Annotated in this window: 15 protein-coding genes and 2 tRNA genes; 8 read left to right on the forward strand and 9 right to left on the reverse strand. The window is 48.3% G+C overall.

Translation table 11 applies throughout. From position 1 onward, the window contains the following. The first annotated feature begins 54 nt into the window (after nucleotides 1-54). From Q8O77_RS12140 to Q8O77_RS12155, 4 genes are read left to right on the forward strand one after another with little or no spacing between them, the layout of a single operon-like run. Nucleotides 55-3,408, forward strand: a complete 3,354-nt coding sequence (locus Q8O77_RS12140) for a phage tail protein (RefSeq protein WP_305553304.1) — start codon at nucleotides 55-57, stop codon at nucleotides 3,406-3,408. 3 nt (nucleotides 3,409-3,411) lie between these two features. Further along, complete coding sequence (locus tag Q8O77_RS12145; RefSeq protein WP_305553306.1) at nucleotides 3,412-4,869, forward strand: hypothetical protein; 1,458 nt, start codon at nucleotides 3,412-3,414, stop codon at nucleotides 4,867-4,869. A 10-nt stretch (nucleotides 4,870-4,879) separates the two neighbouring features. Then, nucleotides 4,880-5,209 carry a hypothetical protein gene (locus Q8O77_RS12150; RefSeq protein WP_305553308.1) on the forward strand — a complete coding sequence of 110 codons (330 nt, stop codon included), beginning with the start codon at nucleotides 4,880-4,882 and terminating at the stop codon, nucleotides 5,207-5,209. Next, entirely contained in the window at nucleotides 5,199-5,438 is a 240-nt protein-coding gene (locus Q8O77_RS12155) for a phage tail assembly chaperone (RefSeq protein WP_305553310.1), read from the forward strand. Before Q8O77_RS12150 ends, Q8O77_RS12155 begins: the two co-directional genes overlap by 11 nt. Here the strand turns inward: Q8O77_RS12155 and Q8O77_RS12160 are convergent. After that, nucleotides 5,430-5,675 carry a hypothetical protein gene (locus Q8O77_RS12160; RefSeq protein ID WP_305553312.1) on the reverse strand — a complete coding sequence of 82 codons (246 nt, stop codon included), beginning with the start codon at nucleotides 5,673-5,675 and terminating at the stop codon, nucleotides 5,430-5,432. The genes Q8O77_RS12155 and Q8O77_RS12160 overlap by 9 nt on opposite strands. A gap of 584 nt (nucleotides 5,676-6,259) precedes the next feature. On the opposite strand from Q8O77_RS12160, the gene Q8O77_RS12165 reads away from it, so the two are divergent. Next, on the forward strand, nucleotides 6,260-6,829 hold the full coding sequence (locus Q8O77_RS12165; protein WP_305553314.1) for an SOS response-associated peptidase: 570 nt from the start codon (nucleotides 6,260-6,262) through the stop codon (nucleotides 6,827-6,829). Nucleotides 6,830-6,846: 17 nt separating this feature from the next. On the opposite strand, the gene Q8O77_RS12170 is transcribed toward Q8O77_RS12165, so the two are convergent. Together Q8O77_RS12170 and Q8O77_RS12175 are read right to left on the reverse strand one after the other, a co-directional pair. Then, nucleotides 6,847-7,245 carry a hypothetical protein gene (locus tag Q8O77_RS12170; RefSeq protein WP_305553316.1) on the reverse strand — a complete coding sequence of 133 codons (399 nt, stop codon included), beginning with the start codon at nucleotides 7,243-7,245 and terminating at the stop codon, nucleotides 6,847-6,849. A 115-nt stretch (nucleotides 7,246-7,360) separates the two neighbouring features. After that, a tRNA-OTHER gene (locus tag Q8O77_RS12175) sits at nucleotides 7,361-7,441 on the reverse strand. Between the two features lie 284 nt (nucleotides 7,442-7,725). On the opposite strand from Q8O77_RS12175, the gene Q8O77_RS20095 reads away from it, so the two are divergent. After that, entirely contained in the window at nucleotides 7,726-7,935 is a 210-nt protein-coding gene (locus tag Q8O77_RS20095) for a DUF3892 domain-containing protein (protein WP_371133481.1), read from the forward strand. A gap of 51 nt (nucleotides 7,936-7,986) precedes the next feature. On the opposite strand, the gene Q8O77_RS12180 is transcribed toward Q8O77_RS20095, so the two are convergent. The 3 genes from Q8O77_RS12180 to Q8O77_RS12190 form a co-directional block, all read right to left on the reverse strand. Next, nucleotides 7,987-9,225, reverse strand: a complete 1,239-nt coding sequence (locus Q8O77_RS12180; RefSeq protein WP_305553318.1) for an integrase domain-containing protein — start codon at nucleotides 9,223-9,225, stop codon at nucleotides 7,987-7,989. A 185-nt stretch (nucleotides 9,226-9,410) separates the two neighbouring features. Further along, nucleotides 9,411-9,485 (reverse strand) — tRNA-Arg (locus Q8O77_RS12185). A 48-nt stretch (nucleotides 9,486-9,533) separates the two neighbouring features. Continuing rightward, nucleotides 9,534-10,673, reverse strand: a complete 1,140-nt coding sequence (locus Q8O77_RS12190; RefSeq protein ID WP_305553320.1) for a flagellar assembly protein T N-terminal domain-containing protein — start codon at nucleotides 10,671-10,673, stop codon at nucleotides 9,534-9,536. 130 nt (nucleotides 10,674-10,803) lie between these two features. On the opposite strand from Q8O77_RS12190, the gene Q8O77_RS12195 reads away from it, so the two are divergent. Further along, entirely contained in the window at nucleotides 10,804-11,265 is a 462-nt protein-coding gene (locus tag Q8O77_RS12195) for an LPP20 family lipoprotein (protein WP_305553322.1), read from the forward strand. 41 nt (nucleotides 11,266-11,306) lie between these two features. Here Q8O77_RS12195 and flgN read toward each other — a convergent pair whose 3' ends face one another. From flgN to flgA, 3 genes are all read right to left on the reverse strand, one after another. Then, complete coding sequence (flgN, locus tag Q8O77_RS12200) at nucleotides 11,307-11,741, reverse strand: flagellar export chaperone FlgN (RefSeq protein ID WP_305553324.1); 435 nt, start codon at nucleotides 11,739-11,741, stop codon at nucleotides 11,307-11,309. Next, nucleotides 11,738-12,058, reverse strand: coding sequence for a flagellar biosynthesis anti-sigma factor FlgM (flgM, locus tag Q8O77_RS12205; RefSeq protein WP_305553326.1), 321 nt, complete (start codon nucleotides 12,056-12,058; stop codon nucleotides 11,738-11,740). Before flgM ends, flgN begins: the two co-directional genes overlap by 4 nt. A gap of 77 nt (nucleotides 12,059-12,135) precedes the next feature. Then, nucleotides 12,136-12,594, reverse strand: a complete 459-nt coding sequence (flgA, locus tag Q8O77_RS20100) for a flagellar basal body P-ring formation chaperone FlgA (protein ID WP_371133492.1) — start codon at nucleotides 12,592-12,594, stop codon at nucleotides 12,136-12,138. Between flgA and Q8O77_RS20105 the strand changes: the two genes are divergently transcribed. Then, a complete protein-coding gene (locus tag Q8O77_RS20105) occupies nucleotides 12,484-12,789 on the forward strand; it encodes a hypothetical protein (protein ID WP_371133493.1) in 306 nt (101 codons plus the stop codon). The genes flgA and Q8O77_RS20105 overlap by 111 nt on opposite strands. The last annotated feature ends 71 nt before the right edge of the window (nucleotides 12,790-12,860 follow it).

Consider the following 12,860-nt stretch of genomic DNA (forward strand, 5'->3'; position numbering starts at 1 on the left):
ACGATCGTCGGCTGGCTAATACCAACACCTGATCAGCCACCAGCTAAAGCGGTAATGGTTGAAAAACAGGGCAGCGATAACTCCATACCTGTAGTTTATGGCACACGCCGCATTGGCGGGATTAAGGTGCACAAGTACGTTACCGATGCCAGCGGCGGCGCCCAAAACGAGTACTTACATTTAATTGTACCGTTGTGTGAAGGCCCAATCGACAGCATTGCTGAAGTATTCTTTGATGGCGTGTCTGAAAATGATGCTAAGTGGAATAAAAGCGGCGGTGGTAAATGGTTTACTGTTCAGCGGTTCTTAGGGGAGCCAGACCAGCTGGCGTCGGCCAGTGCAGTAAGCCAGATCCCGAACTGGACCGTTAACCACCGCTTGCGCGGTATTGCTTACCTGTACATTCGTATACAAATGGACGCAGAGCAAAGCATTTGGCGCGGTGAGCCGGCCATTACTGCCACTGTAGTGGGCCGCAAAATACTGGATCCACGTTCAGGCCTGACTGAGTACAGTGATAACCCGCCACTGCAGTTGCTGGATTACTTAACAAACACTGTTTATGGCAAAGGCCTGCCGCTGTCGCGTTTAAATCAGGCCAGCTTTTTACAGGCTGCTGACCTTGCAGACGAGCAGTTAATTAGCGACGTTACAATAAATGAAATAACCACAGAGCTATACCACCGGCGCTTTACCAGTAACGCCGTTATTGATACCGGCAGTAGCGTATTCAACAACGTCAAAAAGCTGCTTTCAGGCATGCGCGGCTTACTGCCTATTGGCTCTGGTTTTATTCGCCTGGCCATTGAAACATCCGGCGAACCGGTATTCCATTTTAGCCATGGCAGCAGCGAAGCAACAAACCACGCCACCATTACCGGCCCTGTTAAGGCCAAAAGTGGCAGAAAAAGCGATCGGTACAATCGGGTAATTGTGCGGTTTCCTAACAAGAACACGTCGTTTGAAAACGACGAAATATTTTACCCAGCCGACGAAAACCCGCTGGCGCAGCAGTGGTTGGACGAAGATAACGGCATACGCCTTGAGCAAAGCTTTGAATTTGAGACAATCACAAGCAAAGCCGAAGCGTATCAAATGGCCGAGATTATCGCTAAGCGCAGCCGTAACCGTTTGGAATGCAGCTTTCCCGCATCGCCGGCAGCTATTCAGGTAGAGCCGGGCGATATAGTAAGCGTTACCGACGATACCCGCGGATGGGATGCCAAGCCTTTCCGCGTAGAGCAGGTAAAACTAGAAGACGATGGCGACTGTGACATAGAGCTGATTGAACATCAGAACGCCATTTACCCGTGGAGCGGTACCAGCTACAGCGAGCGGGTAGGCGGCACCAACCTTGGTGATCCGGCAAATATACCCGCGCCAACCGGTTTAAGTGTGGCGCCCGACCCAACATTCGCCACAGCAGGCCGGTTAACGTGGAACTCAGAAAACAACGCATTTATCCGCCGTTTTGATGTGCGGATTCTTTCCGGCTCCACGCTGGTTTATAGCCAGGAGGTTTTAGCACCGGTATTCGCGGTGCCTTTGCTTGCCGCCGGCACTTATACAATACAGGTTTATGCGGTAAGCACTATTGGCACCCGCAGCGCACCGGCTGCAATAACTTACGCCCTTACTTCACCCGTAGCACCGCAAAGCATTACTGTTATTGCCAGTAATTTTGAACTGGACTGCCGGCCGCAATTAACCGGCGCCGGCCTTGGCACTCAGTTTGAATTCGCCATTGTTACCACAGATGTAGTGCGCGGCCGCGGGGCAAACATTGTATTTGCCGGCCTGGTACCCGGTACCGAATACACCGTATTTGCCCGCACGGTTAACGCGCTGGGCATATCGGCTTGGGCCAGTGTAATAGCTACCACGCTTGCTGATGGTTCGGTAATTGCCGACCTGATAGGTGAAGACATTGCAGCCACAATATTTGACGACGTTGTAGCTGAGGTTAACGCCAATCTGCAGCAAACGGTTGATCAGGCATTGGGCGACATACCAACAGAAACCGAGGTGCAGCAACTCATTGATGACAGCATAGCCCTGGTTAATGCAGCAGATACCGAAGATCCGCGCGTAGAAGTTCTGCAGAACATACTGGGTGTGGCTAATGAATTTGAGCAGCGTGTACAAATACGGCAGGTATCATTTGCTATAGCACAAGAAGGCCAGTTACGTGCTGCAGCCATTCTGGAGTTAACCGCAGCTGACCAGGCCATAATTTATCAAATACAGCAGGTAACAACTGATCTGCAGGGCAATTCTGATGCACTTTCCGTTGTACAGGGCCAGGTTAATAACCCTGCAAATGGTTTAAGCGCTACCTTTAGCCTGGCTCAACAGGCTAAAACATCGGCCGACGGCACTGCTTTAGCTATTACCGGTTTGCAGTCTCAAGTTAGTGATATAGACGACAACGTAGCGCAGGCCGAACTTATTTTACAGGCAACGGTTAATGATGTGGGTGAGCTAACGGGGCGCGCTTTTCTTGGCGTAACTACCGTTACCGGTGGTCGTGCGGTAATTAACGGTATTGTGGTAGACGGGGCAACAAAAGCACTTGAGTTTCGCGCAGACACACTGCGTTTAACAAATACGGCCGGCGCGGTTCAGTTGTATTGGGATAGCGGCCGCGGCAAGTTTGTATTTAATGGTGATCTGGTAGGCGCCAACTTTCAAACCGCAATCAGTGGTTATCGCGCAGAAATGGGTACCGGCCCTTACCCGTTCTGGTACGGCACCGGCACCAAAAACATAGCTAATGCATTATTTACTGTTGATAACGCCGGCAATGTGACACTGCGAAATGCTTCGGTGCAGGGGAAAATAGTTACCAGCGAAGGAACCGGCATTCGCGTTGATGTTGGTAATGATGGCACCTATTTAATGTGGGCCGGCAGTGGCACTAAGAATGACGTTAACGGCATATTTTGGATTAAGGCGAATGGGCAGGGCTTTGTTAAAGGCGACTTCTTCAGTGGGCAAATAATAGAAAGTCAGCTGGGCACTGTTTCAAATGGTAGCAGCATTCCTGCCACAGCTACTGCCCCTTCTCATAGCAGTGCCGGCAAGCCAGTCGAAGTATCAGCTTCTGTTTCAGTATATTTCCGCAAAACAGGCAACACGGCCAGCCAAATTTCTCAGCTAACGCTAACAGTTAAGCGCGGCACAGCAACACTAACAACAGTGCCTTTTGTGGCAACTGGCTTTTTCGAAGCAGAAGACGGCCAAACGCTTTACACCGGCTTTATGCAAACTGTGGTTGTAGATAGTTCTACATCGGCCGGAAACAGATCATACAGCGCAACAGTCGCAATTACCGGCGGCGTCACGCCCAGTAGCAACGTTATCGTAAATCTAACCGTTAAAACCTTTGAAAACAAACTTGCGAGCTAATACATGGCAGCGTTAAATCCTATTAAACCGCTTTACAGTGCCAGCGCTACTGCAACCAATGGCAGCACAATAATTAATGTTACCGGCAATATCGATTGCAGCTGGCTAAAGCCGGGCTCTATTGTGCAGGTTGGTACCCGCCAGCTGGTAGACGCCGTAAGCGGTACCGTTCCAGACGGCAGCGGCAACAGTACCATTACCTTACGGCGCCCCTGGGCAGACCCAACTACAACAGCACCATTACTGGCTTTTATGAGCTGGGAAGGCCTGGCCGATGCAGTGGTAAAACTAAGGGCACTTGCAGAAGCCAACGAAAGCGCCCTTCAGGGCGCTTTTTCTTTTATGGGGGCGTGGGATGCTTCACCGGGTGACTTCCCGCCCGCTCCCGCTGAGAACAGCGGTACTCAGATGTATCGAATCAGTGTTGCCGGCACCATGGGCGGTAGGGCTTACCGTAGTGGTGAGCCTATTTATTACGACCAATTCACCAGCCAGTGGCGCAGCTTTGCAGAACTTGCGAGTTCATACAGTACCGGCTTGCTGGCACTCGCTAATGTAGAGGCATGGCGAACAGAGTTGGGGTTAGTGCCAACAACCAGCCCAACAGACACAACAGCGTGGAGGTTGTTACAGGTTGGTGATGGTGATTTACAAACAAGAATTTTTTCAACAGGTGCTACGAGTAGTAGCACAGTTCAATATTTTCGCTTAGGCGTAGTTGATGGGTTAACCCCCGCTATTGGGGATGCTCTTGCCTGCATTATAACCACAACTGGGTTTTTGGGTAATGCGTCAAGGTCTAGCTATTTTTTGGAAGCTTCTGAGCGAGGCGGTTCTTTCAAGCTTGATGTATTGCAGCTTAGTTATGGGGCATCCTCCAATCAGGAATTTTTCTATAAAAGCATTGGCACACATAAGTTTGAAATATGGGTAAAACGACCATCGTTTGATTCAAGTTTTTCAATTTTAGCATTGTCAAGAGCTCGGAATTCAACAACTATTATCGAAAGGGAATTGGTTTTAGAAACCATTGAGCCAAGCGGTTTAGTCCAAGCTGCTGTTAGAAAAGTTTTTGACAATAACAACACCCTTGGCACAGTTTCTCAATCTGCGGGGGTTCCTACAGGTGCAATTATCCAGCGCGGTAGCAATGCAAATGGTGAGTTTGTGAGGTTTGCCGATGGTACGCAGATTTGCTATGTAAATCACACCAGCGGGTTTTCAACGCCAGCTGCCTACAGCTCAGGCTTGTATCGCTCAGCAAAAACTATTACTTACCCTGCTAATTTTGTAAGCAACTCTTACGTAACTGGTGGCGGTTGGAGTTCTGACAATGCAGCTGAAGGTTGGTCAGTTTTAAGAAACAGCTCATCTTCTACCGGTGTTTTACAGCTGTTTACTCCAACAACTTCTCCGGCGTCAGTTGAAGTAAGAGCGGCTATTTTTGGTCGTTGGTACTAAGGAGAATAAAGTGAAAATAATATTATCACCACATTCTGTTTTTGAACAAGACACCCCCCCACAGGTTAGAGGTGAATTAATCACGTATCGGGGAGAAACCTATGATTTATCACAGTTACCGGAAGGTGCAATAGTCGAAGCGGATAGCCCGTTTATTGGTCAAATCACCAGAATAAACGGCGAAATACACCTGAAGCTGGAATACCGCTATAACACGAATTTAGCAGAGGATAACCAGAGTACCAATTGGTCCGACTACACCTTTAACGTAACTAACGGACAGTGCCCTGATCCAATAGTTTATAAACCAGTTGCACAGGAGCCTGAAAATGTCGATTAAATGGGATACCATGAAAACTGCCGAACAGCAGGAAGCTGAGCGGCTGGAGGCTTTAGCACAGCAGGTTAGGGGAGAACGTGATAGCAAGCTGTATAAAACAGATTTTTACATGCTACAAGATGCTCCACCGGCACCCGCCGGCGTTGCAGAATACCGCCAGGCACTGCGCGACATAACAGAGCAACCCGGCTTCCCTGAGTCAGTGCAGTGGCCAGAGCTATCAACTTAGGCCGCTCGCCATTCGCATTACGAAGTTAACTTTAGCCATAAAGCCTTCACCGGCTTTAGTATTAATACCACCGCTGGCGCACATCATCATCACAATACCCACTAAATCTTTCCTGCAGTGAAAGTCGGCATTGGCTGCTAAAGAGTTTATTAATCTTTCAGCCAGTGCCGAGCCGGCGGCACAACTGTTCAGTTCTTCCGGTTTTAAATTCCACTCAATTTGTATGTTGTTTGACATTCTGCTACCTCGCTTCGTTGACAGGGCGAAGATTAGATCAGCGAGATATCACATTGCAAAGTTCGGCCAATGATATATTAAAATTCTGAACTCACTTTCGTTCTGCAAAACAGAAAGGTACTCTTAAGGGCTAAGTCATTTCATGAATTTAGCGCGAAATGCTCCATACGTGACTTTGTAAAACCCAATTTGGGTTTCTAAAATCCATTCTGGACATTTAGCCCCATCTAAACCGCCGACACCTGAAAAAAATCGAATTCCAAAAAATAATTGGAAAAATCACCAACTAGCGTACATAATACTGTTTATTTATACAGTATCTTATCTATGCCAAGCTGGGTAAGCATGCAGAGGCGTTTGCTGCACATGTATAAAGATGGCAAACCAATAAACCTGGTCACGTTTCAGCGTGCAAGAAACGCTGCCAATCTTAATTTCAGGCCTTGGCAGGTAATACATAGCGTGCCCGGACAAACATTACCATTTTACTGGCACGATTCGTTGGAAAAAATAAAGTCGGCGTTAGAGCAGGGTGGCTACACTTGGGAGTGGTCACCCATTGAAAACATACTGAGTGAATGATTATGTGCGGTCGTCTTAACGTTACCGATGATCCTTTAATGATTGGCCTGGCCGAAGCGCTGGGTATTCAACTATCAGTGCAAACAAACATTGACCTTAGGCCAACGCAGGAACTTGCAGCGGTTACGACAGCAGGGCAGTTAAATTGTCGCTGGGGCATTAAGCCGGCATGGTCAGATAAATTGCTGATCAATGCCCAAGCAGAAAAAATGGCAACCAGTAGGTTATGGCGACCGGCGTTTAAGCATCAGCGCTGCCTGGTGCCGTGCACCGGTTGGTATGAATGGCGCACTGAGCAAGACGAGCACAAGCACAAATACCTGTTTACCGGCGCAAACCACAAACCCCTGCTAATGGCAGCACTTTACTGGTCGGCCGGTGTGTATGACGATAAGCCCACGCTGGTTACGCTAACCACCACGCCAAACCAATACGCGGCACAGTATCACCACCGCATGCCGGTAATTATCCCAACCGATAACGCAGACTGGTGGCTAAACGGCAGGGCAGAAGGGCTGGCGCCGCTGCTAATGCCATTTCCAGATAAAGCAATTGTTGCCAGCGCCTCCTGACACTCCGTGACAGAGCTTTACATTTTGCAAAATTCTACGACTGCGTGTTTAAGTGCTTCTTCACCAGCCATGCCGGCAACCTTTTTAATTGCTTTCGTTAGATTTTCTAAACCATGTGACTTTGAAAGTTCAACCTGTACCTGATCACCGCTCGGGGTAAGAACAAGTTCTTTGTCAGTTAATGAAAAGCTACCGCTAGCACCAACTAATCCCCAAGTGTTTCGGTTAGAACCGTGATAGACCCTCAGTAATCCTGCTGCCCAAATTTCATCCATATGATATTTGAACTTATGAAATTCTTCGTCCGAGTCGGAATTTGGGCAAAAGGTTTTAACCAATAAACCTGATGTCACTCCGGCATAGCCAGAAGCCTTAGCCAAATCAAGAATAGATTTCAGGTATTGAGCATCGATCATGAAAGTCCCTTAATTTTATTTGTGTTCCTAATTAAGGATATATAAGTTCATTCTATAGGCAAGCAAGCGTAAAAAATACTTATACAGTACGCCAATGTGTTTTTATTAAATTTACTGGTGCGGTCTAGTGGATTCGAACCACCGACCCCCAACAAGTCAAGGTACTGGTTTTCAAAGACGCTGGCCAAAGAGCCGCAGCAACAGGAGACGTGGGTATTGAAGTTGGAATATGACTGACGCTTAATCCATGCAAAAGAATTTTGGAGCTAATACTTTAATCGACCGTTTAAAATAACCGTATGAAAATAATTTAAAAATAAACTGGTCGGATGAGTTGAAGGTGCTATAATTTGAATTGCAGCTTAGCTGTAAGAACAGGGGCGCGCCAACGCCCCTTCAGTTAAACATCATGCTGGTGCACGTTGCTATAACCAACGAATGAATAGTAGCGCACCTTGCATAATTTTGCGAGGGCCAAATATGGCTAAGGTAATAAAAGGTTTAGGTAGTGAATCGGGATCTGGAAATGACGCATACAAGGATGGTCGCGGCAGAGTTGTAACGCGGCCAAAAATGGTAAAGGAAGTTGAGCTAGGAAGGCACCCTGATTACCACATCGTTGAGATTGGTGGGACTAAATATGTCAGGGGCAACCCTGACAGCAACCCAGGCAATAATATAAACGATTAAACCTAGGCACCTCCGGGTGCCTATTCTTATATGACACCTCATAATTCTTCTTTAAACAACCTTTAACGTTTTCTTCCCACTTAGCGCCATCTTGCCGGTGGCTGCTTCTTCGATGTGGTTACTCCACCATTCCATTAACTTGGTCCTGCGCTCAAGGTAAGTTGCCCGGTTATACGCCGACCGCACCTGGTTAGTATCCTGGTGAGCCAATGCTGCCTCAATAACATCATGATCAAAGCCTTGTTCATTCAGAGTAGTACTGGCCAGCGCGCGTAAACCATGCGATACCAACACTCCGGTGTAACCCATACGCTGCAGTGCCCGGTTGGCGGTTTCAGAATGAGTGGGTAAGCCTGGGTTACGGTCTGATGCAAAAATATAGGGAGAACGGCCGGTTATAGGTTTCATAAATTCCAACAGCGCGGCTGTCTGCTGTGTAAGTGGCACCTGATGCTCGCGCTTCTGCTTCATTCGCTCAGCAGGTATAACCCAGAGCATCTTATCCAGTTGTATTTCGTCCCAGCGCGCACCGGCGGCTTCTGAAGGCCGCACCATAGTATGCAATTGCCACTCTATAAGGCAGCGTGTCATTATCCGGATCTGCGCATAGCTTAACGCCTTCATCAGTTCCGGTAACTGTTCTGGTTTTATGGTCGGCATCTTTGTAGCTTTAGCGCTGGCAAACGCCGCTTTAATACCGGCTAGCGGGTTGTGCTGCAAAATACCTGTATTAACGCACCAGGTCATTAACTCGTTGAGGCGCTGGCACAGCCTTGTAATGGTTTCGCTCTTGCCAGCCGCCTCCAGCGGCTTCAGCTCTTCAATTACAACCGGAGCTGTCAGTTCGTTAACAGGCCAGCTGCCAAGGGCAGGGAATAAGTGCGTGTCAAAAGACCGGCGAATAGTAAAAGCATGGCGATCGCTGACATGGGTAAATTTAACGGCAAACCATTTTTCCGCAACGTCAGCCAACGTTGTACTGATCTCGCGCCGGCGTTTGTCGCTTTGTGCGTCCAGCCACTTTTTTGGATCAATATCTTTTGCCAGCAGTTCGCGGTATTCCACACGCGATTTTCTGGCCGCGGCTAATGAAGTTTCAGGGTAGCTGCCGATCTTTAAATAATTAGGCGTTTTAACATGCGGTCGGGTGTAGCGAAACAGCCATGATTTGTTGCCGGCGGCAGTGATCCGCAGCTCTAAACCGTCGCCATCATACAGCGAATAAAGCTTATCTTTCGGCTTTGCAGAGCGCACTTCCGTGTCGCTTAAAGGTGTTGTTTTTCTTGCCATTTCCCCGCCCATAATACTACAACTTTAACACTGCACCGGATGTAGTATTATCCGTAGTATTAAAATTACCTGCTCTTACCGAACCATTCTGAACTAAGTTGAACTAACAGATCAAGTGAGAGTGTTGTATTTACTGGCTTTACTGAACGTAGTAGGACTTTGGTGAACCAATTTAAACCTTGGATTGGCTGCCCCAGCAGGAATCGAACCTGCAACTGCCCCTTAGGAGGGGGCCGTTATATCCATTTAACTATGGGGCAACGGCGCGAAAGTGTAGCAGAGTGCGCCGGTGTTGGGAACCTGAGCCACTAATAACCGGTGCTTTTTCGCACACTTACCACATCGCCGGGTTGGATATGCTGTAGCAGTTGCTGCTCTGTGCTGACTGCAGTGGCGTGACGCTCATTAAGCCCGCTAACCTGCAGCTTAACCGGGCTTTGCAGCAGGCGTTTTACCTGCGGAGTGCCGGGGTTACGCTGTAACTGAAACAGCTGCAGCTCGTCGTCTTGCTGCAGGCCATGTATTTTGCCCAGTGCCAGTGTGATCTGATTGTTTTTTACCTGTATTACCGTGCTAAGCAGGGGTTCGCATTGCAGTTGTTGCTGTACATCTTCAGCCACAGCTTGCAACACCTGGTCAATTTTTTGGCCATAGGGCATTTGCCAAAAAGCCTGGCTGTGGCTAAGCGGCGTATTTTTGCGTTTATAAGGCCAGGAAGCGCTGGTGCGATATTCCTGTTGGTGCACTAAGCTTTGCTCAAATAAATCGTACAGTGTTATTTCTATCGCAAAAAAACGCTCTTTCTGATCTTGTTGCCAGAAACGGCTGGTAGTTTGCCCCAGCGATAAATCATTGATGCTGGCACTGAGCACATAGCGGTGACCTTCGCTGAATAAGCGCTCGGTATCGGGATACACCAGTTGTTGTGGCGTGATACTTTGCGTATAGGTGGTGACCAGTGCTGTTGGGCTGTAATCACGTAAATGATGCTCTAACTGCGTTGTGGCATCTTTACCCAATTCAAACAACTGGCCGTAGATGGCATCTTGCCGCGCTTGTAGCTGGACCTGGCCCAGTAACAGAGGCTTGCGGTAGGTATTACCGATACACCCGGACAGCTGAGGCTCTATATCTACCCGCACGGTGACGCTGATCACATTACCGCTGCGGCTCTCTGACAGCAGTTGCAGTTGTTTAATTTCGCCGTTACTGACCACGCCGAGCTGCTCTGCCTGCAGCACGCCGTTAAGCATTTGCCGGGTGCTGCTGAGACTGGCGCCGGCAAACAGGGCGGCACGCTTTACCGCGTCGTCAATAGCAGCTTGTCTGGCAGCTTCGGTATTGCCTTGCTCAATCATGGCCTGGCCGGTGGCTTCATACCAATCTGCGCTCAGGTTAGCACTGAATAGCATACAGGCGAGGACACTAAGCTTTAGATGATTATTCATAACACCCTTATTAACAGCTGACACTTTTGTACTTACCGGTGAATAAGCAAAATACATGCCTTAATGCTGGCGTGAATTTTGCTATTACTTTGCCTAACAGTGTCAATTAAAACTCACCCCGGGGATAAATATGAAGCTCTTGTTGAGTGCCAGTGTAGTTGCGGCCTTATTGGTTGCAGGTTGTTCACCTTTGTACAACCGCCACGTTGAGTATGCAGATGTTAAGCCGGAAGCCTTTCCGCTGGTGCGTGCGGTAGGCTATGCGCCAATCAGTGCTCAGTTAGGCGCCAATACCGAACATAAAATGCTGCAAGCGATGAAAGCGTCGAAGCTGGATGCCTATCGTGAGTTAACCGAAATTGTTTACGGCCAAAAAATTGACGCCAGTAATCAGCTGCAGAAAATGGTGTTGGCGGATGAAAAACTGTCGGCGTCAGTAAAAGGTGTGATCACCGGCGCCAGGGTAGTAAAAACCTACGCGGTAGATGACGTCTATATTACTGAGCTGGAGTTGGATTTTGAACAGGTGTATCAGCTGTATCAGAACACCAAACCGAGGCAGACCATTAAGAGTGTGCGCTACTATTATTAAGGCGGGGGGTACTGAAACCGGACAATTTCAGCTGCGCCGGCTCAGGCTTTAATGCCTTTACCTTTGTTTTCTACCGCAGGCTTGCCTTTGCTGGTGTAGGTTAAGCCTGACTTACCTCTGCTGGACAGTAATTCGGTTTTAAACCGTGCCAGAGTCAGTTGGCTTTGTTCCAGAGTTTGTTGGTTAATGTCGTTTTGACGTTTACATTCTTCCAGTTGCAGATCCAGCGCTGCCACTTTTTGCTTAAACCAATCTTGTTGTTTGCACTGTTCCAGCTCTGCCGCTGCGGCAAGCTCACTATCGGTCTGTTGCAGTTGGCTCAGCATCGCAGATTTAGTCTGGGTAAGTTGTTCCAGCGCAACAATGTCACGGTCGGCGAGGGCGGCAAGTTCTTGCCGTAACAACAACAGCAACTCATCCAGATGTTGCTGTTGTTGGTTTAACAGGATGATGATGGCACTGGCAGCGTCGGTCATTTTTTACCGAATATTTCGCTTTCAAACTGCACAATACGTCGTGCCAGTTGGTCAACATTAATTTTGTACTTACCTTCAGCAATAGCTTGCTTAATTTTATCGACCTTTTCCTGGTCAATACCCGTGCTGTTGCCGGCTTTCTCGGTTAGTTTGGCAAACTGCTGAGCTTGCGGCGTAATAGAGACTGAATCCTGTTTCTGGTTAGCAGTCTGGCTGGCATTTTGCTGCACAGTAGCCTGCTGACGCTGAACATTTTGTTCAACCTTGTCAGTTTTTACTTGCGGTGTATTTTGCAAGTTGTTGATATTAATAGCCATGCTCGGACCTCATCACCTTAATACAGTTCCTTATGTTCAGGTTAACGGCGTTAAACAGCAAAACTTTAGTAAAATAATCAAAATTTAATACTGACACGGTTTACTGCGGTTACTTCTGCGCTGATCGTTCGTTTGGACTGCCGATTCAGCACGCTGATGGTGTCACCCAGGCTGCCGTCGTGTTGCGCTATGCCGGTAGCGGCTACCTGTAATCCGTTGTCGCTAACTGATATTGTAACAACATCTCCCTTACAGACAAGGCAAAGATCCTGCAAGGTGATAATTTGGCCTAACGACAGCGATTTTTTACTTTTAGCGCCAATAATCAGGCTCTCATCGCTCACCAGGCTACCACGCACAAAACGCCGCTCGCGGCTGTCTGTTGTCAACATATCGGCGCTGATCAGCGTTCCTGTAGTAATATTTTGTGTCATCACCACAGTGCGGACAATCTCGTCTATTCTTACCGGAACATACAGCAGCCAGCCTGGCTCAGCACTGCAACGCAGTTGAATAGTATTTTGCCGTTGTGTAATGTCCTGCGACAAACTCAGCTGCGGCGCAGTAACGCAATATTTGTCGCCAATGCGGTTATCCAGCGGCGTGACGTTAATTTGCAGCTCACCGCTGCTGGCGTCAACCTGTTGTTCCAACCATTGCCCCGCAAGTTCCGTCAGTTGCGCCGGCGTATAGCTTTGCGGCTCTGCCTGCACAAAGCTATTAAAGCTTAGCAGCGCGACAGTAGCTGTAAGTGTTTGTTTAAATAAATTTTCGTACTTTTTCATAAGGTTTCGGCTATGCT

The organism is Rheinheimera sp. (assembly GCF_030690345.1).
Taxonomy (GTDB): Bacteria; Pseudomonadota; Gammaproteobacteria; order Enterobacterales; family Alteromonadaceae; genus Alishewanella.